This window comes from Povalibacter sp., from assembly GCF_036520495.1.
Lineage (GTDB): Bacteria > Pseudomonadota > Gammaproteobacteria > Steroidobacterales > Steroidobacteraceae > Steroidobacter.
The window spans coordinates 1-24,328 of record NZ_DATDJO010000047.1 but is presented as its reverse complement, the minus strand read 5'-3'; the positions used below and the strand labels follow the sequence as shown (position 1 = coordinate 24,328).

The 24,328-nt window shown below is 63.1% G+C and carries 22 protein-coding genes and 1 riboswitch; of the genes, 12 read left to right on the top strand and 10 right to left on the bottom strand.

Annotated elements, in window-relative coordinates:
• The first annotated feature begins 1 nt into the window (after position 1).
• Together VIZ63_RS17015 and VIZ63_RS17010 are read left to right on the top strand one after the other, a co-directional pair.
• Positions 2 to 2,524, top strand: a complete 2,523-nt coding sequence (locus VIZ63_RS17015) for an FtsX-like permease family protein (protein WP_331610876.1) — start codon at positions 2 to 4, stop codon at positions 2,522 to 2,524.
• A gap of 2 nt (positions 2,525 to 2,526) precedes the next feature.
• Positions 2,527 to 3,621, top strand: coding sequence for a carotenoid 1,2-hydratase (locus VIZ63_RS17010; protein WP_331610972.1), 1,095 nt, complete (start codon positions 2,527 to 2,529; stop codon positions 3,619 to 3,621).
• 63 nt (positions 3,622 to 3,684) lie between these two features.
• Here the strand turns inward: VIZ63_RS17010 and VIZ63_RS17005 are convergent, their stop codons facing one another.
• From VIZ63_RS17005 to VIZ63_RS16985, 5 genes are all read right to left on the bottom strand, one after another.
• Positions 3,685 to 4,032: a high-potential iron-sulfur protein gene (locus VIZ63_RS17005; RefSeq protein WP_331610875.1), complete on the bottom strand. Its 348-nt coding sequence runs from the start codon at positions 4,030 to 4,032 to the stop codon at positions 3,685 to 3,687.
• A gap of 115 nt (positions 4,033 to 4,147) precedes the next feature.
• The gene (gene rraA / locus VIZ63_RS17000) at positions 4,148 to 4,633 is read right to left on the bottom strand and encodes a ribonuclease E activity regulator RraA (RefSeq protein WP_331610874.1); all 486 of its coding nucleotides are present in this window, start codon (positions 4,631 to 4,633) and stop codon (positions 4,148 to 4,150) included.
• A 142-nt stretch (positions 4,634 to 4,775) separates the two neighbouring features.
• Positions 4,776 to 6,758: a hypothetical protein gene (locus VIZ63_RS16995; protein WP_331610873.1), complete on the bottom strand. Its 1,983-nt coding sequence runs from the start codon at positions 6,756 to 6,758 to the stop codon at positions 4,776 to 4,778.
• 213 nt (positions 6,759 to 6,971) lie between these two features.
• A riboswitch (cyclic di-GMP riboswitch) is annotated at positions 6,972 to 7,058 on the bottom strand.
• Positions 7,059 to 7,254: 196 nt separating this feature from the next.
• Entirely contained in the window at positions 7,255 to 7,596 is a 342-nt protein-coding gene (locus tag VIZ63_RS16990; protein ID WP_331610872.1) for a hypothetical protein, read from the bottom strand.
• A 215-nt stretch (positions 7,597 to 7,811) separates the two neighbouring features.
• Positions 7,812 to 8,111, bottom strand: a complete 300-nt coding sequence (locus VIZ63_RS16985) for a hypothetical protein (protein WP_331610871.1) — start codon at positions 8,109 to 8,111, stop codon at positions 7,812 to 7,814.
• 133 nt (positions 8,112 to 8,244) lie between these two features.
• Between VIZ63_RS16985 and VIZ63_RS16980 the strand changes: the two genes are divergently transcribed.
• The 5 genes from VIZ63_RS16980 (at position 8,245) to VIZ63_RS16960 (ending at position 13,042) form a co-directional block, all read left to right on the top strand.
• The gene (locus tag VIZ63_RS16980; protein ID WP_331610870.1) at positions 8,245 to 8,634 is read left to right on the top strand and encodes a hypothetical protein; all 390 of its coding nucleotides are present in this window, start codon (positions 8,245 to 8,247) and stop codon (positions 8,632 to 8,634) included.
• Positions 8,635 to 8,780: 146 nt separating this feature from the next.
• Complete coding sequence (locus VIZ63_RS16975; RefSeq protein WP_331610869.1) at positions 8,781 to 10,202, top strand: circularly permuted type 2 ATP-grasp protein; 1,422 nt, start codon at positions 8,781 to 8,783, stop codon at positions 10,200 to 10,202.
• A gap of 4 nt (positions 10,203 to 10,206) precedes the next feature.
• On the top strand, positions 10,207 to 11,154 hold the full coding sequence (locus VIZ63_RS16970) for an alpha-E domain-containing protein (protein WP_331610868.1): 948 nt from the start codon (positions 10,207 to 10,209) through the stop codon (positions 11,152 to 11,154).
• Between the two features lie 173 nt (positions 11,155 to 11,327).
• Positions 11,328 to 12,155, top strand: coding sequence for a transglutaminase family protein (locus tag VIZ63_RS16965; protein ID WP_331610867.1), 828 nt, complete (start codon positions 11,328 to 11,330; stop codon positions 12,153 to 12,155).
• Positions 12,156 to 12,304: 149 nt separating this feature from the next.
• The gene (locus tag VIZ63_RS16960) at positions 12,305 to 13,042 is read left to right on the top strand and encodes a proteasome-type protease (protein ID WP_331610866.1); all 738 of its coding nucleotides are present in this window, start codon (positions 12,305 to 12,307) and stop codon (positions 13,040 to 13,042) included.
• Between the two features lie 127 nt (positions 13,043 to 13,169).
• On the opposite strand, the gene motB is transcribed toward VIZ63_RS16960, so the two are convergent.
• Together motB and motA are read right to left on the bottom strand one after the other, a co-directional pair.
• On the bottom strand, positions 13,170 to 14,132 hold the full coding sequence (motB, locus tag VIZ63_RS16955; protein WP_331610865.1) for a flagellar motor protein MotB: 963 nt from the start codon (positions 14,130 to 14,132) through the stop codon (positions 13,170 to 13,172).
• 13 nt (positions 14,133 to 14,145) lie between these two features.
• Positions 14,146 to 15,003 carry a flagellar motor stator protein MotA gene (gene motA, locus VIZ63_RS16950; protein WP_331610864.1) on the bottom strand — a complete coding sequence of 286 codons (858 nt, stop codon included), beginning with the start codon at positions 15,001 to 15,003 and terminating at the stop codon, positions 14,146 to 14,148.
• 149 nt (positions 15,004 to 15,152) lie between these two features.
• Between motA and VIZ63_RS16945 the strand changes: the two genes are divergently transcribed.
• Together VIZ63_RS16945 and VIZ63_RS16940 are read left to right on the top strand one after the other, a co-directional pair.
• Positions 15,153 to 15,938, top strand: a complete 786-nt coding sequence (locus VIZ63_RS16945) for a secretin N-terminal domain-containing protein (RefSeq protein WP_331610862.1) — start codon at positions 15,153 to 15,155, stop codon at positions 15,936 to 15,938.
• A gap of 189 nt (positions 15,939 to 16,127) precedes the next feature.
• Positions 16,128 to 16,721 carry a hypothetical protein gene (locus VIZ63_RS16940; protein WP_331610861.1) on the top strand — a complete coding sequence of 198 codons (594 nt, stop codon included), beginning with the start codon at positions 16,128 to 16,130 and terminating at the stop codon, positions 16,719 to 16,721.
• Here VIZ63_RS16940 and VIZ63_RS16935 read toward each other — a convergent pair.
• From VIZ63_RS16935 to VIZ63_RS16925, 3 genes are all read right to left on the bottom strand, one after another.
• Positions 16,694 to 18,145 carry a HAMP domain-containing sensor histidine kinase gene (locus tag VIZ63_RS16935; RefSeq protein ID WP_331610860.1) on the bottom strand — a complete coding sequence of 484 codons (1,452 nt, stop codon included), beginning with the start codon at positions 18,143 to 18,145 and terminating at the stop codon, positions 16,694 to 16,696. The genes VIZ63_RS16940 and VIZ63_RS16935 overlap by 28 nt on opposite strands.
• Positions 18,146 to 18,254: 109 nt before the next feature.
• Positions 18,255 to 18,935: a response regulator transcription factor gene (locus VIZ63_RS16930; protein ID WP_331610859.1), complete on the bottom strand. Its 681-nt coding sequence runs from the start codon at positions 18,933 to 18,935 to the stop codon at positions 18,255 to 18,257.
• Between the two features lie 108 nt (positions 18,936 to 19,043).
• The gene (locus VIZ63_RS16925) at positions 19,044 to 20,507 is read right to left on the bottom strand and encodes a DegQ family serine endoprotease (protein ID WP_331610858.1); all 1,464 of its coding nucleotides are present in this window, start codon (positions 20,505 to 20,507) and stop codon (positions 19,044 to 19,046) included.
• 310 nt (positions 20,508 to 20,817) lie between these two features.
• On the opposite strand from VIZ63_RS16925, the gene VIZ63_RS16920 reads away from it, so the two are divergent.
• From VIZ63_RS16920 to VIZ63_RS16910, 3 genes are all read left to right on the top strand, one after another.
• Positions 20,818 to 21,435 (top strand): RNA polymerase sigma factor, encoded by a 618-nt coding sequence (locus VIZ63_RS16920; RefSeq protein ID WP_331610857.1) that lies wholly within the window; start codon positions 20,818 to 20,820, stop codon positions 21,433 to 21,435.
• Between the two features lie 11 nt (positions 21,436 to 21,446).
• Positions 21,447 to 22,427, top strand: coding sequence for a FecR domain-containing protein (locus VIZ63_RS16915; RefSeq protein ID WP_331610856.1), 981 nt, complete (start codon positions 21,447 to 21,449; stop codon positions 22,425 to 22,427).
• 254 nt (positions 22,428 to 22,681) lie between these two features.
• A partial coding sequence (locus VIZ63_RS16910; RefSeq protein WP_331610855.1) for a TonB-dependent receptor plug domain-containing protein occupies positions 22,682 to 24,328 on the top strand: 1,647 nt, incomplete at its 3' end.

Genomic DNA, 24,328 nt, shown 5'->3' with positions numbered 1-24,328 from the left:
GATGGCTGCGAATGCAACGGTGCTGAACGCCGCGGTCTTGGGGCCGATGCGTCACGCGCCCGGTCGCACTTTGCTCGCGGTCATGGCCATCGCCCTGGGTGTAGCGCTCGGCCTGGCTATCTATCTCATCAATCGCGTCGCTGCCGATGAAGTGTCGCTCGCAGCGCGCAGTCTGTTCGGCGAAGCCGATCTTGCGGTCGAAGCGACGGGCGAGGGGATCGATGAAAATCTCTATCCCGTCATCGCTCGTCTGCCGGGCATTGCCGTCGCGAGTCCGGTGGTTCAGATCGAAGCAAAGCTGGTTGGCGAGCGAGGCGCACTCACCGTGCTCGGCATGGATGTTTTCCAGTCGCGACGACTGCAGCCCGCCTTCGCGGGTGTCACGTCCGGGAATCCGGATGACGAACCCATCGACACATCGAAAGAACCGATTTTCCTGAGCGCCAGCGCCGCGCGCAGTCTCGGGCTGCAGCGAGGTTCGCCCATTCGATTTCAGGTAGGCCTGGAACAGCTGGAGTTCGTCGTCTCAGGTGTGCTGCCGCAGGCGGCACTGGAAGAACGCGCCGCAATACTGGATATCGCGGTGGCGCAATGGAAGTTCGCTCGCCTGGGCAGCATTTCGCGCATGAACCTGCGGCTCGCGCCCGGGACAGGCATCGAGCAGGCCCTCGCCGACATCGAGCGCGTCCTGCCGCCGGGTGCACGCGTGGTGTCGCCCGGTGATGCCGCGGACGAAGCGCTCAGCCTGTCACGGGCGTATCGCTCGAATCTCACGGCGCTGGCGCTGGTGGCGTTGTTCACGGGCGGCTTCTTCGTCTACTCGACGCAATCGCTGGCGACGCTGCGTCGACGGCGTGAGTTCGCGTTGCTGCATGCATTGGGCGTGACGCGGCCGGGACAGTTGTGGCTGGCGCTGATTGGCGGTGCGCTCATCGGGGTCGTCGGTTCCGTGCTCGGAGTCTTGCTGGGCGCCGTGCTGGCGCAATTCGGATTGAATGCATTGGGGGCGGATCTGGGCGCGGGTTTTTTTCGCGGCGCGATTCCGCAACTCGAGCTGCAGTTCCCCGAGGCTGCCGCGTTCTGTCTGCTCGGCGTGGTCGTCGCCATGGCGGGCACGTTGCAGCCGGCTCTGGATGCAGCGCGCATTCCGACGGCGCAGGCACTGAAGGCCGCCGATGTGGCGGGCGACGCAACGCGCACGCATGGCATCCTGGTCGCGGGGTTGCTGTCGCTGGCGTTCCTCGTTCTGCTGCTGCCGCCGATCGCAGGCCTGCCGTTGCCCGGCTATGTCTCCATTGCATTGCTGATCATCGGTGCAGTGATTGCCATGCCGCTCATCCTGCGCAGCTTGCTGACGCATGCGCCGTTGTTGTCCGCAGTGCCGTGGGAGATAGCAATTGCACAGCTGCGCGGCACCGCGCGTTATGCGACGCTCAGCGTGTCCGCCATCGTCGTGAGTTTCAGCCTGATGGTCGCGATGGCGATCATGGTGGCGTCGTTTCGCAACTCGCTGGATGCGTGGACGCAGCGACTGCTTCCTGCGGACCTGTACCTGCGTGCGGGATATGTCGGCCAGTCGTCTCACTTCGATGCCGCGACGGTGGCGATCCTGCGTGACATCGAATCGATAGAGCGCGTCGGGGTCAGCCGGTTTGCCGAAGCGCAGATTGCAGCCTCCGGACGCACCGTTACGCTCATTGCGCGCGATATCGAGCCACAACACGCGGGTCGCGTGCTGTGGCTGGAACAGGTGGCGAGCGGTTCGCCGCCCACGGGCAGTGTTCGCGTGTGGTTGTCCGAAGCCGTTGCCGACGACATCCGCCTGGCGCCTGGGGCCACGTTTGAGTTGTTCGTGGGAGACCGGAAAGTTCCGGCGTGGATTCAGGGCATCTGGCGTGACTACGAACACGCGCGCGGCGCCATCATCATGGAGCGCGACGCCTATCTCGAACTCACCAACGATACGGCCATCAATACGCTCTGGGTCTGGTTGAAGCCAGGCGCGCGGGAAGACGACGCTCAGGCGCAGATCCGTCAGCGGCTGCCGGCAGGCGCCGTTTTCGACATGAGTGTGCCCGCAGAGATACGACGTCTGTCGCTGCAGGTGTTCGATCGGACGTTTGCGATCACCTACATACTCGAATTGATTGCCATCCTCATCGGACTGTTCGGCATTGCCGCCGGCACCAGCGCGCAGGTGCTGGCGCGACGGCGGGAGTTCGGTGTGCTGCGACATATCGGACTGACTCGCCGGCAGATCGCGGCAACGCTGGCGATCGAGGGCGCCGGACTCGGAACGCTTGGCGTGATCGCGGGACTCGTCACGGGCGGGCTGGTGAGTCTGATCCTGATCCATGTCGTCAATCGCCAGTCATTTCACTGGAGCATGGATCTGTTCGTGCCGGTCGGGCTGCTGGCGGTGTTGAGTGCGGCGCTCATCGCTGCGGCCGCACTCATCGCCGTAGGCAGCGGCCGCCAGGCGATGCGCGGCGACGCCATCGCAGCAGTGAAGGAGGATTGGTGAGGATGCGCGTACTCGTGCTGGCAATCGCAGTCTTGGGGGGAGGAGGGCTGTCCGCGGTCGCGGCCGAAGTTGTCTATCTTGCTGTCGTGCCCGGCTACTCGATCGAGTTCCCGCGGGATGAGGGCAGTCATCCGCAGTTCCGCACGGAATGGTGGTACGTCACCGGCTGGCTCGAAACGCCGCAGGGAGAACCCCTGGGCTTCCAGGTGACATTCTTTCGCACGCGTCCCGGGACGCAGGAAGACAACCCGTCACGCTTCGCGGCGAAGCAGGTGCTGTTCGCGCATGCGGCATTGAGCGATTCCCGTCGCGGCAAATTGCTGCGCGGGGAGCGTGCGGCGCGTGAAGGATTCGAACTCGCGTACGCGCGGACGGGCGGACTCGATGTCGCCATCGACGACTGGTCGCTGCGGCGACTCGATGATGGCGACACGCAGACGGCCGTTTATCGCGCAGTCGCGGACGCTGCGGATTTCTCGCTCGATCTGCAACTGCGTGCACAGTCGCCGCCCCTGTTGAACGGCAACGGCGGTTACAGCCAGAAGGGACCGGATCCCGAGAGTGCCAGCTACTACTACAGCCGTCCCGGGCTGCAGGTGGAAGGAACACTGCGGACCGTTGCAGGAACGCAGCGAGTGCGCGGAGAGGCGTGGCTCGATCACGAGTGGTCGACCGCCTTCCTCGATTCGCAGGCGCGTGGATGGGACTGGATCGGCCTCAATCTGGATGACGGCTCGGCATTGATGGCGTCACGGATACGCGACGCCGCTGAAGCGCAGCGGTGGGCGTTCGCTTCGGTGCGATCGGGTCAGACGGGTGAGGTGCAGACGTTCGCGCCGGACGAGATCGACTGGCGACCGCTGCGACGCTGGCGTTCGCCGCGGACCGGTATCGAGTATCCGGTGGAATGGCAGGTGCGTGTGGGGGCGCGGACCCTCCGGTTGCGTCCGTCGATGGACGATCAGGAAAGCGACACGCGTGAGAGCACTGGAATCATCTACTGGGAAGGCGCGGTGACTGCGTTCGACGAGCAGGACCGTGCCATCGGACGCGGCTATCTCGAACTGACGGGATATGGCGCGAAGCTGCGGTTCTGAAACACGTCGCAAGGTGATCAGGCCCGCGGTCGCCTGATCACCGCTGGTTCTGCGCCTGCTTGATCAGCCGGGTTTCGCGCCGGGCTTGATCACCCATACCTTGCACCAGCCATCCTTGTTCACGGTCTTGCCGGGGAACAGGTTGCAAGGCCGCCACGTGTCACCTTCCTTGCCCGTCAGCTGTACGCAGTTATGGCAGAAGCTGCCGGGCTTGTACTGCGGCGTCTTGTTCGGATCCACCTTGTGCGCGTCATGCACATAGCCCATCGCTACGGCGAGCGAATCCTGCTCGGAGAGGTGCGGCAGTTCGTCGGCTTCTGCGCGCCGGACCAGGCTGGCGCAAGGAAGGGCGACGAGGCTCGCAACGGCTGTCTTCAGTAGCGTGCGACGATCGAACCTGGAGTCACTCATGGCGTACCCTCGGCTGGCGAAATGCTGGCTGCCGCGGATTCTAGCGCCGAGTCGTGTGCGGGGTGTCGGGTCTGCGCATTCACCCGACAACTTTTAATGTTCTTGCGAGTGATTTTCAGTTCGCCGGAAGTTCGCGACGTGCGACGACGATGCCATCTTCATCGGCATAAACCCAATCGCCATTGCGAAAGGTGACGCCAGCGAACTGCACGGGGAGGTCGCGCTGACCTTCGCCGCGCTTGTCGGTTTTCATCGGTAAGGTGCCGAGTGCACGGACACCGAGGGGCATGGTCGTAATGGCTGCGGAATCGCGGATACAGCCGTACACGATCACGCCGTTCCAGCGGTTGTCGACGGCCGTCTGTGCCAGCAGGTCGCCGAGAACGGCGCGACGCTTCGAGCCGCCGGCATCGATCACCAGTACGCGGCCATTGCCCGGTTCAGCGACGAGATCGCGCACGCGCGAGTTGTCTTCGAAGCATTTGATGGTGACGACGGGTCCGGCAAAGCGCGGCGTGCCGCCATAGTTGAAGAATAGCGGCTCACAGACCTGGAGTTCGTCGCTGAATTGATCGCAGAGATCGGCAGTCCTGAAGTCCATGGGCCCAACGTGCGTCGATGAATGACCCGACGGAGTTTGCCGCAGACGCCGGGAGGAGGCGAACAGAACCGAGCTGCTGCCGGCAAAATAAATCGAGAGCGGGCGAACGTCTGTTCTGGCCAGCGTCCAGCGGCCTTTTCTTCTACTTCGTCAGCTTGCCGACCAGTCTGGACAGCAGCGAATCGTTCTTCGGCAGCTTGCGGATGGCGCTCTCCGACAATTGCACTTCGCGTGCTTCGTCGAGAAGTTGCTCCTGCAGGCTGCGCTTCTGCAGCGACTTGTACTTACCTGACGTGGACGTCTTGCTGACGGGGGCTGAGCGCCTGGTGGCATGGGCGGCCGCTTTGGCGGCCGGCTTCAACGTCTTGTGCTTGCCGCTCGCGTCGACCTTGAACGAACCCGTGGCGTTTGGCTTGAACGATCCGGTTGAGCCGGGCTTGAACGAGCCCGTTGCATTCGGCTTGAACGATCCGGTCGCGTTGGGCTTGAACGAACCCGTGGCATTGGGATTGAAAGCACCGGTCGGGCTGCGATCGCTCACTTCCATGGTCACGGTAGGGATCGTCGGTTTGCGGTCGCGCGCGTGGTTGATCTCGAAGACCTTGGCTTCGGATTGAGCGAGAGTGGCCCGTGGCGCCGGCGCATCCTTGAAGCGGGTCTGCTCGGCGGTGCTGATGCGAATCACGCTCGGCGACGGGAAGAACGTCCGCAGATAGCCGGACACCGCTTCTGCGGAAACTTCTTCGCGGAAGAAGCCCAGGCGCAGCGAATAGACGATCTTGCCGCTGCCGGCGTTGGCGATCGAATAGACCCGATAGGCCTCGAAGATATCCAGGTGCGGCATCGCATCCAGATTGACGGGACGTTCCGAGACGACCAGCTGAATCGAGAACCACTTTTCCTGCGAGTCGTCGTTCAGCTCGGCACTGGTGAGCGCGCGAATCGTCTGAGTGCTGTCGAGCTCCGGAGCGTGCCCATTGCGCGCGGGCGCTGCCTTGGTCTCGGGCGCCTTGAGTGCAGGCTCGCTCTTGTTCGTCGCCGCGGGTTTCGGAGCTTTCGTCGGTGTTGCGACCTTCGAGTTGATTGGCCTGGTCGGCGCGGCAGGAACGGGGTGATGTGCTGTGGCTTCCAGGCTTAGCGCCGAGGCCGGGATCTGGACACCCTTGCCCACGTGGAAAGGCTGCGCCGGGGCATTGCTGGCCGTGACCGCTGCAGGTGGTGTCGCGGCTGCGGGCTCCTTCTCCAGGGTCAACTTGATTTCGACAGGCGGAGCGGCGGGCTTTCTTGCGGCTTCGGCCGGACGCGCCGGCGCCTTGATGACGGTGTCGGTCTTATAGACGGGAGCGAAGGTCTGCGGTGTTGGCTGCGCGGCTGTTGCCGGTTGCTGCGGCGCGGTCAGCTCTGGCAGATCCCAGGAGAGTTCGATCTCCGTGTCGAAATTCGACCCTGCAGGCGTCGGTGCTGCGGTGGCCGCGGGTGCAATCGCCGGTTCCCAGTCGAGTTCAATGGCTTCGTCGAGCCCGGCAGCCGGCGCTGCAACAGGCGCTGCCTTCGCAATAACGGGTGCTGCTGCGGCAGCCGGTGGTGGAGTTGCTGTCTTGGCAGGAACCGGTTTCGCTGTCGGGGTTGCTGTGGCCGCTGGCGCGGGTATCGCAACTTCCGTGGCCACGGCCGGTGCAGCAACGGGTGGGGTGGCGGCGAGTGATCGCGAGGCCTCGGGCTTCGGCACGAGCACGGGGCGCTTCCAGGCAGCCGTCGTTTCGGCGGCCGGTACGTAACCGCGAGCGAAGCGACGATCGTCGTCGGTCAGGCAGGCAACGAAGGCGGTCGGATAGTTGTCGCGAACGGCGATCAGCGCCTGCTCGGCATCTGCTTCGCTGGTGAAAAATCCGAGCCTGAGGCGATGACGAGTGCGACCGTCTTCCGCACGTGCGACCTGATAGAGCTTGTGGCCTTCGAAACCGGGAATGGTCTTCCCTGTGGTCTGCACCGGAGCGATCGACGAACACAGATTGATGATGAAGAGCGTGTTGGCGGGTTCGGTCGACGGCGCTGCGACGAGCAGCGGATCGACAGGCGTCGCGGCACTGCGTCCGACGAAGACCTTGTTGGTGTTCTCTTCCACTGTTCCTTCCCCATCACATACGCAACCCGAAAACAGGTCGAAGCGCGCGGCCTGGCGAAGGATCATTTCTACGGGGAGAGCATGCGTGCGCCGCACACTCGATAGATGTCACGTCCGGCGGCGCCTGATGGAATTTCTGGTTCACTTCGAGCAGAGGACTTCTGCCGTTGAACCGATTGCGTCCGCCGAATCAATCGCACTCATCCTGCGATTCGTGGCAACCCCGCTGTCCTGGGAAATGACTCCGTTAGACCGGTAGCTTTGCGTCCTCGCCTTTCGGCGAGTTTGCCCTGAGCACGACTTGATTCTTTGGCAGGGGGGTAGATAAGTCAAGCAGCCAGGTCGGCTTCAGGAGACAGGTGATACGGCGACAGTGGTGGGACTGTTGGCTGAATGAGGTTATGTCCTATGAAGAAAGTCACGAGGGTGACGAAGGTGAAAACATCCAGACACAATGTCCTCGGAAATCTTCGTCACTTTCGTCCCTCTGTCTCATTCAGACGGCCATGCGCGTCCAGGCTTCCTTGCTCACGCTGGCCGGTTCGCCCGCCATGATCCGCGGCGCGAGTTGGGACACGATGTGAACCTGAGCGGCATCGGAGAGGCCGAGGGCTCGTAGCGCACCTTCCAGTCCATCGATCAGCTGGCGTCGATCGGTCTCGCTCGGGCACGCGTCGCGGGCCAGCGAGGCGAGTTCATCGCCAACGCTCTGCAGGGTCTCGGCGATCGACGGTGCGAACTCGCTCAGGTCGCCTCGCAGCCGGGCTGCAAAGCGGAACGAGTTGTAGGCACAGACGTAGGCCCGGTTCCGCAGCTTCAGATTTCGGAGCAACCCCATACCTGCTTGCCCGTCCTTCGAGTTTGGTCGGCGAAAGTCTGCGGAAGCGGGCCCGGCGCGTGGTGTGAACCGGATCACAAAAGGCGGCCGCATTTCGGTGTCGCGTCGGCGCCTCATTGCGGATCAAGTACCTGCGCGAAAAGAAAAATTTTCGCTTCGAGCCCGGCCAAAACCCGATTGACTTGTGATTGCGGTCATGCCGCTGGCGCGGCGTTTCAGGCCCGTCCGACGTTGCGATCCGTTGGCGAATGGAAGTATTCGCTTTCGGCGGCAAACTGTTTCATGAGCTTGCGCAGTTCTTCCAATCGACCGTCAGCAGTGCTGATCGGCAGGCATTCCTCGCAGTCGGGGTCAGAGCAGGGTTGACGCGAGTACAGCCAGTACTGGACGGCACCCGCGAGCAGGCCATCGGCGATATCCCAGATGTCCGCCTTCTGATCGGTATCAGCGATGCGATTGCCGAGATCGACGGCTTTGCCGAACGCTTCGGAGAAGGGGTTGTCAGTTTCCTGCATGGGGGGTCGGGAGCGAACAAAGAGGGTTGGTATTGTAACCAGCCGGGCCCGCCTTGATAGAGAAGGTCCTGCCTTGATGTGAAAGAACAGGGCTGCTTTACTCCCCGCCGCTGAAATAACTGCCGAGGATCCCATGGCTGACGAACGCGACGCTGAAGCGCATATGGACGTGGATGCGCTCTATCAGGAAGAAATGTTTACCGACCGCCGTGTGGGCGCGCTGCGCCGGCTCACACCGGTCAAAAGGGACGGTTCTCCCGATACCGATCGCCCGACGTTGTACGTTGGGCAGGCTGAAATCATGACGAACATGGGCCCGGTGCCCCTGAGCTTCGAGATTCCGGGCGACACGCTCGAGCAAGCGATTGCCGGGTTTGGCGTGGCGGCCCAGGCCGCGATCGAACGGACGGTGCAGCAGATTCAGGAAATGCGCCGCCAGCAGGCCTCGCAGCTGGTCGTCCCGCAAGGCGGGATGCCCAACTTGGGTGGCGGCCCCCGCGGCGGCAAGATTCAGCTGCCCTGATTCACTGCACCAATTTGGCAGTATGACTGCCCTGTTATGGGGCAGTCGAGCGTGATCCGTCTGTTGAATCCCTATGGATTGCACCGATTTCTGGCTGGCACGGTTTTCGCTCCCGTCGCTTCTGTTGCCGGAAAACCAGGATTGCGATGCCAGCAGGGGACCGACCGTACGATGAGATGCATGCCGCCGACGGTAGTGTTCGCGAACACTACCGTGCTTTCGCGTCATGGCTGGCCAAAACACCGAAGGACCGGGTCGCCCAGAAGCGAACCGAGGCGGATTCGCTCTTTCACCGCGTCGGCATCACCTTCGCCGTTTATGGTGAGGAAGCGGGCACGGAGCGCCTGATTCCCTTCGATATCGTTCCACGGATCATTCCTGCCCAGGAATGGCAGCACCTGGCGGCAGGTCTGCGGCAGCGGGTCCGCGCGCTGAACGCCTTCATCGCCGACATCTATCACGATCAGGAAATTCTCGGCGCCGGCAAGATTCCCTCCGAGCAGGTGCTCTGCAATGGGCAATACCGGCCCGAGATGCAGGGCATCGACGTGCCGGGGTCGATCTATGCGCACATCGCCGGCATCGATGTGGTGCGCGCGGGTGCCGGCGAGTTCTACGTCCTGGAAGACAACTTGCGTGTGCCTTCGGGCGTGTCCTACATGCTCGAAGACCGGCGCATGATGATGCGGCTGTTTCCGGAGCTGTTTGCGCGGCATTCAATCGCGCCCGTCGAGCACTATCCGGATCTGCTGCTCGATAACCTGCGCAGCGTCTCGCCGTCTGGCGTGAACGATCCGACCGTCGTGCTGCTGACGCCGGGCGCCTACAACAGCGCCTACTTCGAACACGCGTTCCTGGCGCAGCAGATGGGTATCGAGCTGGTCGAGGGCCAGGATCTCTACGTCGAAGACGAATTCCTGTACATGCGGACCACTCGTGGGCCGCAACGGGTAGATGTCATTTATCGACGCATCGACGACGATTTTCTCGATCCGCTGGCGTTTCGGCCCGACTCCATGCTCGGCATTCCCGGGCTGCTCTCCGCGTACCGTTCGGGACACGTGACAATCGCCAATGCCATCGGCACCGGCGTGGCGGACGACAAGTCCATCTATCCCTACGTGCCGGACATGATCCGCTTCTATCTCGACGAAGCGCCGCTGCTTTCGAACGTGCCGACGTATGTGCTGCGGCGAAAAGAGGATCTCGAGTACACGCTGGCGCACCTGTCCGAACTCGTCGTGAAGGAAGTTCACGGCGCCGGTGGCTACGGCATGCTCATCGGGCCGGCGTCGACCAGGGAACAGATCGAGGACTTTCGTCAGCGCATTCTGCGCACCCCGGAGAAATACATTGCGCAACCGACGCTGGCGCTCTCGGCCTGTCCGACCTTCGTCGATCAGGGCATCGCGCCGCGTCACCTGGATCTGCGGCCGTTCGTGCTTTCGGGCAGTGAAGTCACGCTCGTGCCGGGCGGCCTGACCCGTGTCGCACTGAGCGAAGGCTCGCTGGTCGTCAATTCCTCGCAGGGCGGCGGGACGAAAGATACGTGGGTGCTGGAGCGATGAGTCAATGCTGAGCCGCACCGCTGACCATCTCTACTGGATGGCCCGCTATACCGAGCGGGCCGAAAACCTCGCGCGCATCCTCGAAGTGAACTACCGGATGTCGCTGCTGCCGCAGGGCCCGGAAATCGTCGAGCAGGGCTGGATCGCCACCCTGACCATCATCGGGCTGCTGGATGCGTTCAAACAGAGCTACACCGCAGTGACGCCGGCGAATGCGATTGCCTTCCTGGTGTTCGATCGCGACAACCCGATGAGCATCTACAGTTGCGTGCGTGCAGCCCGCGAGAATGCGCGCGCTGTCCGCGGCACACTGACCTCGGAAATCTGGGAAAGCATCAATGCGACCTGGCTGGAAATGCGGGTTGCCGGCATGCGCTCATCGACGGAAGCCGAAGTCGGCAACTTCTTCGAATGGGTGAAGCATCGCTCGCATCTGGTCCGCGGCGTGATCCAGGGGACGATGCTGCGCGACGAGGCCTGGCACTTCACCTGGCTCGGCACCTATCTCGAGCGCTCGGACAGCACGGCGCGCATCCTCGATGTGAAATACCACCTGCTGCTGCCGCGCGGCGAGAAGGTCGGCGGCGCAGCGGACTACTACCAGTGGAGTGCGCTGCTCAATTCGGTATCGGCTTTCGAGGTGTATCGACGCGTCTATCGCGATCTGATCACACCACGCCGCGTAGCCGAGCTGCTGGTGCTGCGCTCCGACATGCCGCGTTCGCTGCATCGCTGTGTCGAGCAGGTGTACACGCACCTGATTGCCATCCGCAACGGACAGTCGGCGGAAACCGAGCGACGTGCCGGCGAGTTACATGCGTCGCTGCGGTTCGGCCGCATCGAAGATATTTTCGAGCTCGGCCTGCACGAATACCTCGTGCAGTTCATGGGCCGCACGCGCGACCTGGGCGAGCGCGTGTCGAGCGACTTCCTGGTGTCTTCGGCGGACTAGAGGACTGGGATGAGGAATCTCCACGGGGAGCACGGGGAACACGGGGGCTAAGAAACTTCCGTTCCTCATGGACTGCATCCGGCGGTGGCATTTGTGCAGATCCGACCCCCTGAGTGACTTCTTGCCCCGTGTCCTCCGTGGAGATCTTGTTTCTGCTGAATCTGGAGTTTTGAATGCAGCTGCACATCCGCCACGAAACCATTTATCGCTATGACGAGCCGGTGAAGCGTAGTGTCCAGAATCTGCGGCTCACGCCGCGGCGCGATCCGGTGCAGCGAGCGCTCAACTGGAACATCAGTGCGCCGGGGCGTCAGCACGAACAGATCGATGCCTACGGCAATGTCGTGCATCTGCTGACCCTGGGTGAGCCGCATCACGAGATCCGGATCATCGTCAACGGCGTGGTCGAGACGCGTGATATCGAAGGCGAGATGCTGCCCAACGAGGGCAAGTTGTCGCCGCTGACGTATCTCGCGGAGACGCCGTTGACGCGCGCTGATGCGGCGATTCAATCCTTCGCGAAGAATCGGCTGGCGCATGCGACGGACCGCAGAGCCAATCTGCTGCGACTCGCCGACGCGGTGAGCGACGCAGTGGGCTACGAGCGCGGCGCCACTGACGTCCACGAATCGGCCTCCCGTGCGTTCGCGCGCGGCAAGGGCGTTTGCCAGGATCATGCTCATGTGTTCATTGCCTGCTGCCGCGCCGTGGGAATCCCTGCGCGGTATGTCAGCGGTTACGTCTACACCGGCGGCAAGGACGATGAGTTTGCTAGTCACGCATGGGCGGATGCCTGGCTCGGCCCTGAAGAGGGTTGGATGCCCATCGACGTGACTCATCGGACGCTGATCAGTGGCCGCCATTGCCGACTCGCCGTCGGCCGCGACTATCTCGATGCCTGCCCGGTTCGCGGCGTCCGCCGGGGCGGCGGTGCGGAAGAAATGGAAGTTGCGGTCATCGTGGCTGCCTCGGCGCAGCAGCAACAGCAACAGCAACAGTAAGAGACGGAGGCCGCCAAAAACCGCACCAAGACGATAAACGATGAGGCGCTGCCGCAGCCGGTCTTGCCTTTTTGCCCCGTGGGATTCCCTCCGGTCACGGTCTTTTGCGGCTATTCTGCAGAATTGCAGAATCCAAAGGCGGATTTCAAATGACCTATTGTGTGGGCATCCTGCTGGATGCCGGTTTGGTGTTCCTGGCCGATTCGCGCACCAATGCCGGCGTCGATCAGATCAGCACGTTCCGCAAGATCTCGGTCTTCGAGAAGCAGGGCGATCGCGTGATGGTGCTGATGAGTGCCGGGAACCTGGCCATTTCGCAGGCGCTGAACAACAGTCTGCGCGAGCAGGTGAATGATCCGGAGACGGAGAGTCTCTTCACGGCGCCGAACATGTTCGCAGCGGCGCAGCATGTCGGCGAGGTGCTGCGACAGGTCTATCGGCGCGATGCCGAAGCCCTCAAGGAACACAGCATCGAGTTCAATGCCTCGCTTATCTTCGGCGGCCAGATCGGCAGCGAACCGCCGCGCATGTTCTGTGTCTACGCCGCGGGCAATTTCATCGAAGCGACGACCGATACGCCGTATTTCCAGATCGGCGAGTCCAAGTACGGCAAACCTATTCTCGATCGCGTCGTCAGCCGCAGCACGAGTGTCGCGCAGGCCGCCAAGTGCGCGCTGATCTCGATGGACTCGACCATCCGTTCGAATCTTTCCGTGGGCCTGCCGCTGGACCTCCTGAGCATTCATCGCGATGCGCTGCGGGTGCAGAGTCATATCAACATCGACGAGGATCACGAATATTTCCGGATGGTCCGCAGGCGCTGGAGCGAGAGCCTGCGCCATGCGTTCCATGAGCTGCCCGATCCGGAATGGATGCGGCGCAGCTGAGTCCTGATTGAGTACGGTACACAAAGGATCGCAAATCAAGCGCGCAAAGGGATTTGATCTGACCGAGAGACTTACTTTGTACTCTTTTGTGGTCCGGCCTTGTGCTCCTTGGTGTACTTGCCTTGATTCACTGACCTACTGCCGCCACCGGTTCGCCAGCAGGTACCAAAGCGCCGTTGTCCTGGACGGTGAGGATCGAGCCGTTCTCATGATGGATCGCATCTTCGGTGCGCTTGTTCATCACGACGATGCTGATGCGTCGATTGATCGGGTTATCCGCGGCCTGCGGGTCGAGCAGCACGCTGGATGCCAGGCCGACGACGCGGCCAATGCGGGCTTCGGTAAGTCCGCCGCCTATGAGTGAGCGGCGCGCGGCGTTGGCACGGTCGGCAGAGAGTTCCCAATTGCTGTAGTTGAGGCGGCCGTAAGGACGGATGTCCGTGTGGCCGCTGATGCTGATGCGGTTCGGCACATCGTCGATGACGGTCGCAAGTTCACGCAGGATCGTATCGGCAAACGCTTCCAGCACCGGGCTGCCGAGCGGAAACATCGAGCGGCGCTCATGATCGATGATCTGGATGCGCACGCCTTCGGGTGTCACGTCGAGCAGGATCTGGTCCTTGAATTTCGCCAGCGATTCACGCTGCTCGATCGCCCTGTTCAATTCCTGCAGCAGCGATTCGAGACGTTCCCTGTCGAGCGCTTCGGCAATCTTCTCTGCCTCGTCGACGTCCACCGGCGCGGCTGCATCTGCTGAATTCGTCTCTGCCGTGGCAGTGCGGTGCAATTCCATGCCGCCGCCGAGCGCGATCATGCTGGTGCTGGCGCCGCCAGGACCATTGATCGATGTCGGCGAAGGCGCGGTGCTCGAGCCCGGAACGGCCGATGGATTGTTGAAGTATTCGGAGATCGCGCCTTTCTGTTCTTCCGTGGTGGAACCCATCAGCCACAGGAGCAGGAAGAACGCCATCATCGCCGTGGCGAAATCGGCGAACGCGACCTTCCATGAGCCGCCATGATGACCATGGCCGCCCTTCTTTACGCGCTTGATGACGATCGTCTGCGCGTCACTGCCTTTACCTGCGGCCATCGCGAGTTGCCCGTCAGGCCTTCTTGCCGCGCAGCTGCGCTTCAAGGTCCTTGAAGCTCGGGCGCAGCGCTCCCGGCGTGGCCTTGCGACCGAACTCGATGGCCACCTGCGGCGGATGTCCCTGCACGAAGCCGAGGATGCAGGTCTTGATGGTCTTGTAGAACTGCGACTCGTCGTTGGCCATGCGCTCCATCGCATTGCTCATCGGACTCACGAGCCCATACGCAAGCAGGATGCCCAGGAATGTGCCGACCAGAGCCGCAGCCACCTTGAGCCCGATTTCTTCCGGCGGACCGCCAAGCGAGCCCATGGTATTCACGATACCCAGCACGGCGGCGACGATGCCGAAGCCAGGCAGGGCGTCCGCGACCTTGTTCATTGCGCCGGCGGGTTCCACGGCCTCGTGATGATGCGTTTCGATGTCCAGGTCCATCAGGGCTTCGAGCTGGAACTGGTCCATGTCGCCGCTGATGATGAGTCGCAGGTAGTCCTGGATGAATTCGGTCGCGTGCAGGTCCTTCAACAGCACCGGGCGCTTGGCGAAGATCTCGCTCTGGGACGGATCTTCGATCACGCGTTCGAGGCCCATCATGCCTTCCTTGCGCGCCACGGACAGCAGGTCGTACATGACGGAAAACAGGGCCTGATAGTTGGCCTTCTTGTAGGGCGAGCCCTTCAGCAGTGCGCCTACGCCGCCCAGCGCGCGCTTCGACACGCTGAAAGGATTGGCGATGATGAAGGCGCCGATCGCGGCGCCGCCGATGATCACGAGTTCCGAGGGTTGCCACAGCGCTACCAACTGACCGCCATGCCAGGCGAAGCCACCGAGTACGCAGCCCATGACAACGACGATGCCGAGAATCAGATTCATGGTCAGGAGTTCCTGGAATACATGGACGTGGAAACCACCGTCCAAGCCATGAGGATCGGCCGGCGCTGGCGGACCTTGAGGGCCCTGCGATTCAGGTATCCCCCGATGTCCGGTCGCCACGCGTGCCTTCTGCGGTGACAATGCCACGCATGAAACTGTTAACCCTGTCGTGGCGCGTTGCACTCCTGTGCCTGGTGGCCGGTCTCGCCTGGGGACAGGAACTGGAGATCATCGATCTGCACTATCGCACCGCACCGGAAGTGATCCCGGTGCTGCAGCCGCTGGTGGAGCCGGGCGGTGCGCTCAGCGGCACGGACTACAAGCTGTTCGTACGTGCCAGCCCGGCCAATGTCGCGCAGATCCGGCGCGCGCTCGAACAGATCGATCGGCAACCGCGCTCGTTGCTGGTGTCGGTGCGACGGGCGACCCGCCAGGCCATCGAGCGCGAGTCGGCGGAAGCAGCCGTCGTCATCGGCAATCGCGGATCGGGCGCCGCTCTGCGAGCCACTGATGCCGCGTCGCAGGCAAATGGATCCAGCATCAGCAGCGTGCACGTGCTCGAAGGTGCATCGGCGTTCGTCTCCACCGGCCGGAGTATTCCCCTCGTGACCGCAGTCGTGGCCGGCGGCCGCAAGCCCTGGGTGGGGGCCTCCACCAGCCACAGCGAAGTGAACACCGGGTTTATCGTCACGCCACGTGTGTCGGCACAGCGTGTGACTCTGGACATCGAACAGCGGGCCGAGCAGGTCGGCGCCAACAATCAGTCCATCGAGACGCAGCGAATCAGTACGCAGGCCAGCGGTGCAATAGGCGAATGGATTTCGCTGGGAGGCGTGAGCGAGTCGACCCGTTCGCAGTCCAGCGGGATCCTCAGCCGCAGCTACGCGACGCAGAGCGATGATCTGGAGGTCTGGGTCAGGGTGGAGGAGCGGTGAGATGCGCGGACGCGGGGCCGACTGGCCAACTGGCCAACTGGCAAGAACTCAGGAAACTCCATTCTGGCCAGCAGACCAGTTAGCCAGTTAGCCAGTGAGCCAGTCGGCCTCCTAGTGTGATCTGTGTCGTATCAAGACGCCCGCATCGCCATTAGCGTCGTCACAAGTTCAAACGACAACCATTACCTCTTGCGCGATTTCTGGAAACCCCTGCTGGCGATCATCGTCTGCTGCTTCGGCATTGCCGGCATGTTGTCCGGCCGGCCGATCGAACGTCCGCCTGGCGTGCTCGCGCCGGACGAACCGATCCAGACGCCGACTGACGCAGCGCCTTTCAGCATCGGGGAGTTCCGGATCGCGCCACAGGCGCGTTTCGACATCAGCGCCCGCGTGCTGTCCGTCGAGCCCTATCGGGTGGATGGCGGTGCGAAACTGTCGCCGATCGATTTCGCGGTGGGTTGGGGTCCGATGTCCGACAGCGCCGTGCTGTCCCATTTCCGGATCAAGCAGGGCAGCCGCTTCTTCACGATCTATCCCGATGAAAGCGCCATCGATCTGGGCACCGCACTGCTGGGCGCCGCCAACATGCATCTGATTCCCGCTTCGCAACGGGTGCGCAAGCAGCTCGAATCCGTGCGCGCCGGCAACGTCGTGCAGCTGACGGGATACCTGGTCAACGTCAGTCGTGCCGATGGCTATACCTGGAACACGTCGCTGACACGCAAGGACACCGGCGCCGGTGCCTGCGAGCTGTTCTATGTCGAGGAAGTTGCGGTGCGGTGAGGAAGCCTTGCGGTCACGGTCTTTTGCGGCCTCTCCGTTTTCTCCTTCGGCAACCGGCAGCGCACGATCAGTCCCGGTTGATTGTCCAGTAGCTCGACAGTGCCTCGATGCAGGCGGATCACTGCGGCGACGAGGCTGAGTCCGAGGCCGCTTCCCGACTGGCTGCGATCGCGTTCCAGTCGCATGAACGGTTGCTGGATGCGTTCGCGATCCTCGGCAGGCACGCCCGGTCCATTGTCGGCGACGGTCAGCGTGATGGCATCGGCACTGGTGTCGACGCTGACGTCCACCCGTCCGCCTGCAGGCACGTACTTGAGTGCGTTTTCCACGAGATTCACCAGCACTTGCGCCAGTAATTGCTGGTTGCCGCGCAGAGCAGCGTTCTGTTCGCCACGATAGATCAGCGATTGCGAACGTTCGCTGGCTTCGGGCTGGTAGAGGTCGACGATTTCGCGCGCGAGGTTGGCCAGATCCACCTCCTCGAGCGGCAGTTCGCGTGAATATGCATCGGCCTGCGCGATCTGCAGCAGCGTGCCGAGCGTGCGCTGCACGCGGTCGAGCTCGGCGAGCGTCGCTTCCATCACGTCGCGCGAATCTTCGGCGAGTTCGCGATGCTGCAGGGCTTCTTCGATGCGCACGCGCGCGCGATACAGCGGCGCACGCAGGTCGTGTGCGGCGCTGTCGAAGGTCGTGCGCAGCAGGCTGGTCTGCTGTTCGATGCGATCCAGCATCCGGTTGACGGTCGTCGACAGCTCGTCGAACTCGTCGTTGGCGCCTTCGATGGCGAGACGTTCCGACAGTTCGCCAGCCATGATCGTGTCGCAGGTGTTCGCGATTGCGGCGACGCGGCGACGGACCCGCTGACTGTAGAAATAAGCGACCAGCACGGAGAGCGCGATACACAGTCCCGTGCCCCAGATCATGGCGGAGCGCAGGCGCGAGGCGAGGCGCTTGCGATCGAGAACGTCGGTGCCGACCAGCAGGGCGCGCCCGCCGGGCAGCAGGAACGTCTGCGCGCGTACCGGATGGGCCACGCCGCCGCCGTGCTCGCTGGCGTCGATCTCGAACTCGATCCACTGGTCGCCGAGGCTGATGTCCGACGGCCAGCGCGCGATGTTGCCGGCGATGCGACGTCCCTGGCCGTCGATGAGTAGGTACACGGCGCCCGTGCGGCCCCAGTTGTCGGCGCGCCGATGCAGGTTCTGGATCAATTGCAGGATGCCGCCGCGCCGGTATTCGTCGAGCAGACCATTCACTTCGGCCTGGATGACCACGTCGACTTCGTGATCGAGAACGCGGGCCGTCAGGACGTAGACGGTGGTCAGCAGGATGACGATTCCGGCTGCGAAGATGCCCACGAACAGCGCCGACAGGCGCGAGGTGGAGAGGCGGAATTTTCTGGAGGGCTGCGAGGTCGTTGCCATTTGCGGCAACTATAGCGAGTGGCGGCAAGTGGATCGTTGAAAGTTGATAGTGGATAGCGACAGAACGCGCCTCCGTTGCTCTTCAGCTATCAACTATCAACTCTCCACTTCAGCTCTCGTCCTTCAGCATGTAACCCGCGCCGCGTACCGTGTGAATCAGCGATCGTGAAAAGCCCTTGTCGACCGCGTTGCGCAGCCGGCTCATGTGGACGTCGATGATGTTGGTCTGCGGATCGAAGTGCAGATTCCAGACGCCTTCGAGCAGCATGGTTCGCGTCACCACCTGGCCGGGCCGTCGCAGCAGGTACTCGAGCAGCTGGAATTCCTTGGACGTGAGAGCGATGTCACGGCCTTCGCGGGTGACGCGGCGTGACAGCAGATCCATCTCGAGGTCGCCGAGCTGCAGTCGCGTGGTTTCCGCGCCGGAGGCGGAGCTGCGACGGCTCAGCGCCTCGATACGCGCGAGCAATTCGGAAAAAGCGAACGGTTTGGTGAGGTAGTCGTCACCGCCAGCCTTCAGGCCATGCACGCGATCGTCGACCGTGCCGAGCGCCGAGAGAATCAGTACCGGCGTGTGATCGGCCTTCTGGCGCAGCGTGCCGATGATGGCAAGGCCATCCACGAAGGGTAGTTGCCGGTCGGCAATGATGACGTCGTAACGATTCTGCGTGGCGCGTGCGAGACCATCGCGGCCGTCGGCGCTGTGTTCGATCGTGTAGCCGTTTTCGCGCAGACCTTTGACGAGGTATTCCGCCGCTTCGAGGTCGTCTTCGATCAACAGCAGATGCATGACGGAATCCATGGCGGGCCGTGAGACCCTCCCCCGCAACGCGGAGGAGGGTGTGGAGGCAAATTCCTGCCCGCCAACCTTATGCGTCATGGGCTCCTGTGTCACGGCTCAACCGACGCGGACCGGCACGAAGATCTGCGCGTTGTCGCGCTGGATCAGCAGGGCGACGATCTTGCCGCTCTTGCTCGCAGCCTTCTGCAGTTCCTGCACCGACTTCACGCGCGTGCCATTCACGCCGAGGATGATGTCGCCCGGACGCACGCCGGCGTCGGCAGCAGGACCGCCGACGTCCTCGACCAGGATTGCACCCTCGGTCTCGGCCGCACGTTTCTCTTCCGGGGCGAGCGGACGGATCGCGAGACCCAGCTTGCTAGCCGAATCGACATCGGCGCCGCCGCGTGCGGCGACTTGTTGCGCTTCGTCCTTGATCTCCTCAGGACGTGCGGTAACCACCTTCGTACCGCCATCGCGCCACACCTCGATCTTCACCGGCGTGCCGGGCTTGGTCGAAGCGATGATCGCCGGTACCTGTGAGGAGGTTTCGATCTCGGCACCGTCGACTTTCAGGATGACGTCGCCGGCTTTGATGCCCGCTTTGGCGCCCGGGCTGTCGGATTCGACCATGCCTACGAGCGCGCCATGCGGCCGATCGAGGCCGAACGAATCCGCGAGCTGTGCGTCGACTTCCTGGATCGATACGCCGATGCGGCTGCGCGTCACCTTGCCGTTGGTGATGAGTTGCTGCTTGACGTTGTTGGCGACGTCGATCGGCACGGCGAACGACAGGCCCATGTAGCCGCCGGTGCGGCTGTAGATCTGCGAGTTGATACCGACCACTTCACCTTTGAGATTGAATAGCGGGCCGCCGGAGTTGCCCGGATTCACGGCCACGTCTGTCTGGATGAACGGTGTGTAGTTTGCTTCACCGGGCATCGAGCGCGAGGTCGCGCTGACAACGCCAGCCGTCACGCTGTTCTCGAAGCCGAACGGCGAACCGATGGCGATGACCCATTCGCCTGGCTTGAGCTTCGACGCATCGCCGAGTTTCACGATCGGCAGGTTCTTGCCGTCGATCTTGATGACGGCCACGTCGGTTCGTTCGTCGACGCCGATCACCTTCGCTTCGTATTCGCGCCGGTCGGTCATCCGGACCGTGACCTGCGTAGCGCCGTTGACGACATGCGCATTGGTCAGGATGTAGCCGTCCGGGCTGACGATGAAGCCGGAACCCTCGCCGCGCGCCGGCGGCTGATTGCCGCGTGGCGCCTGGCCGCCGAAGCGCTTGAAGAACTCATAGAACGGGTCATTCGGCGACATTCCCGGCGGACCGGGGGAGTTACTGACCGGCTGGTTCTTTTCGACCACACCGATGTTCACGACCGCGGGGCCATATCGATCGACCAGCACCGTGAAGTCCGGCAGCGTCCCGCTCAGGTTGATGGGCGCTTCTGCGGCCGACTGCGTTGTCGCAGTGGCGAGCGAGCTGCCCCCAAGTACAGCAGCGCCCTGATCCTTGGAGCACGCCGCGAGCGAAAAGCCGATTGCTGCGACCAATACCGAAGCCCGAACCATATGCGCAACCATAGTGTCTCCACGCGAAAAGAAGTTGACCTGTACGTCCCTGGGGGAACAACACCGCTGCGTTGCCGGTCGTTCCCGCGCCGGAGCAACGCCGGTATGAAAGCTGCTGCTGCTCCGCGATTGTCATTGAGACGACGTGCTGGGGGGAAAGTTTGGTCGCGCGCTGCGCCGATTCCGGTTTCTTACAAAGAATTCATACGTATAGCGACATTTGTCGCGGCGCGATGCACCGCCCGCACGGTGCGATTGATCGGCCGCGGAGGTAACGTCCAACGTGCAGCAGGAACGGGAAGGTGGCAACTTGGCTGACGATCGGGAACTGGTGCAGCGCATGCTGGCAGGCGAGGAACGCGCGTTCAGCGTGTTCTTCGACGACTATTTTCCCCGCGTCTATCGTTTTGCCCTGCCTCGCGTCGGGGGCGACCCGGAAGCCGGCAAGGAAGTGGTGCAGGCCACCCTGGTCAAAGCCATGCGCTATCTGTCGAGCTATCGGGGCGAAGCCGCACTGTTCAGTTGGGTGTGCGAGATCTGCCGGAATCAGGTGGTCGACTACCTGCGGAGCCAGCGCCGGCACACCAGCCGCATCAGCCTGATCGAGGACACGCCCGAACTGCGCGCCGCTCTGGATTCCATCGAGGCCCCCGTGCAGGACGAGCCGTCGCACCAGTACGGCACCGAGGAGACCCGGCGCCTGATCCGCAGCATCCTCGATCGCCTGCCGGCGCGTTACGGCGACGTGCTGGAATGGAAGTACGTCGAAGGCCGGTCGGTCGAGGAGATCGGTGCCATGCTGGGAATCGGTCACACTGCAGCGCAATCAATGTTGGCACGTGCGCGGGTCGCTTTTCGCGAAGCGCTGGAAACCGTGTTCGGATCGACCGCCGCCGACGTGCTGGCGGGCATGGGCGGTGCTGCATGAGCGAAACAGACATGACCGGACCAGACGACGAAACCAGCGTGCGTGACTTGCTGCGCGCAGCCGGTGCTCGCGAGCTGCCGCCCGACAACGTCATCAATGACGCGCGCCAGGCCGTGTACCGCGAATGGCGGCAGCTGGTTCGGCAGCGTCGCCGCGGTCGGATCGTGCGCTATGGCATTGCGGCCAGCCTCGCAGCCGGTATCGTCGCGGCCATCCTGATATTCCAGCCCGGCCAGCGATTCGGCGAGCCGATAGCGACGGTGGCGCGAGTCGAGGGCACGCTGCAGATGACCATCAGTGGCGGCGGCGACGAATGGCACCCGGTCACTCCGGGCACACCGTTGCCGCGAGGTGCGATGTTGCGCACGGATGAAAGCACACGTGCCGCCCTGCTCGTCGGCGCAGGCGTGTCTGTGCGGGTCGACAGCGACTCGCTGGTCGAGCTCAGGGGCGAGGATCGCATCGTGCTCGACAGCGGTGCTCTGTACGTGGATTCCGGCAGCGACGCTGCGGCTGCGCAGCCGCTGGTGATCGATACGCTGTTCGGATCCGTGCGGCACGTCGGCACGCAATACGAATTGCGCACCCTGGGCGGCGGCATCGCGGTGAGCGTGCGCGAAGGCCGCATCGAAGTTGAGCGTGCCGGACAGGTGTATGCCGGCACCGCTGGCGAGCGTCTGATGATCCCGCGCCAGGGCGACATCGAGCGTGAAGCGATCTCGACGCAGGATCCGCGCTGGCAATGGGCCACTGGCATCGCCCCGGTCTTTGCGATCGATCGCCGGTCGCTCTCGGAGTTTCTCGAATGGATGGCGCGCGAGACCGGCAAGCGCATCGTCTACGCCAGTCCGGAAGTGCAGGCACGTGCCGAGCAGCTCATCCTGCGCGGCTCTGTCAGCAACCTGCCGCCGGAACAGGCTCTCGCCGCGGTGCTCGCGACGACGCCGTTCACGCGCACGCAGACCGACGATTCGATTCGCATCGGGCTTTAGGGGCAATGGCGCTTATCCAAGGCGCTTATCCAAGAAGATCGCGCAGTGGCGGGCAAACCGCCGAAAGCACGTATCGCGGCTCTTCGCCGGGATCATGCCGACGGTGCTTGCCGGAGAGTCTTTGTTAACATGCCGTGAGTCGCGTTCCATCGCAGCACGCAATCATCGGCATCCCCTTGGTCGACCGCATTTCACGGAGCAGAGGCCTGCGGGTCGCGCGTCGCCTTTTACCGGGTGTGCTGCTGGCATTGATCATGAGCGACGCTGTCTGCGCTGCCGGGTTGGTGGGCCGCCGAATCAACGACGTCCTCGATGAGTTGCGCCAGCAAGGACTGACGTTCATCTATAACGATGAAATCGTCTCGGACGCGCTGCGTGTGACGACAGAGCCGAACGCCGTATCGGGCGAGGCGCTGGCCCGTGAGATCCTGGCGCCCTACGAATTGACGCTCGATGAAGTCGCGCCGCGCACGTTCACGGTCGTCAGGGTGCAGCGATCCGCCAGGGAACAGCGCTCCGCAGTGGCCAGGACGGGCAATCGCCCGACGCTGGAGGAAGTCGTCGTGCAGACCAGTCGTTATGCACTGGCTGCCGACCTGTCGGGCTCGCATGCGTTTCTGGATCAGGTGCAGGTGACGAACCTGCCGCGGCTCGGCGACGAAACGCTGCACGCCGTACAGCGGTTGCCCGGCGCGGCGGTCAATGGCTTTTCCAGCATCGGACCGATTCGCGGCGGCGTGCCGAATGAAACGGCCATCCTGCTCGATGGCCTGCGGCTTTACGAACCGTTTCATCTCAAGAACTATCTCAGTCCGGTCAGCCTGCTCGATTCGCGGCTGATCGATGGCCTAGACGTGTACTTCGGTGGCTTTCCCGCGCCATACGGTCATCGCATGAGCGCAATCGTCGACGCACGATCGGTGCGCCCCGAGACCGATCGTTATTACGAGATCGGACTCACGCTGTTTCATGTCAACGCGGTGGTCGCGACATCGCTCGACGACGATCGTGGTCAGTTGCTGCTTTCCGCCCGGCGCAGCAACCTCGGCGAGTTGTCGTCGTTGGCCGAGAACGACATCGGCAAGCCGGAGTACTCGGATGGCTTCGCGCGGCTCGACTGGCAATTCAGCGAGACCACGACGGGTGCGCTCCATGCATTGCTGTCGCACGACCGGGTGACGGCGGTGCGCTCCTCGGGTACGGAACGTGCGCAGGATGAATCCAGCAACGGCTATCTGTGGGGCACGCTGAGCCATGCCTGGTCGGACTCGCTGTCCAGTCGCGCGATCCTGTCGTGGACGAGTGTGTCGGATGAGCGCCACGGCGCGGTGAGCGATCCGGGTCGACGGACAGGCGAAGTGCGTGACGACCGATCGTTCGGTGTCATCGGTCTGCGCCTGGAGAATGAGTGGCGCACGGCGCCTGCGTCGCATCGGTTCGGTGCCGAAGTGCGACGACTCTGGGCCGAATACGAATACAGAGCCGACGTGCGCTTCGACGCGGATTATCCGTTCCCGGGCTCGCCGCCGACCGCCACGCTGCGGGATCTCGAGTTGCATCCCGATGGTTACGAGGCATCCGGCTACTGGGACGCGCGGCTGCAGCCGAACAACCTGTGGACCATGGAGGTCGGCTTGCGCGTCGACACGCAGACCTATGACGGCTCCGGCGATTCGGCGCAATGGAGTCCGCGCATCAACCTGCTCTACAACGCTGGCCCGAAGACACGACTGCGCGCGAGCTGGGGCCGGTTCTACCAGTCACAGGGCATCAATGAATTGCAGATCGAAGATGGCGTCGATCGCTTCTACCCGGCCCAGCACGCCAATCACGCCATCCTCAGCATCGAGCATTCGTTCAGTTCGGGCCTCGACGCGCGGCTGGAGCTGTATCGCAAGGAT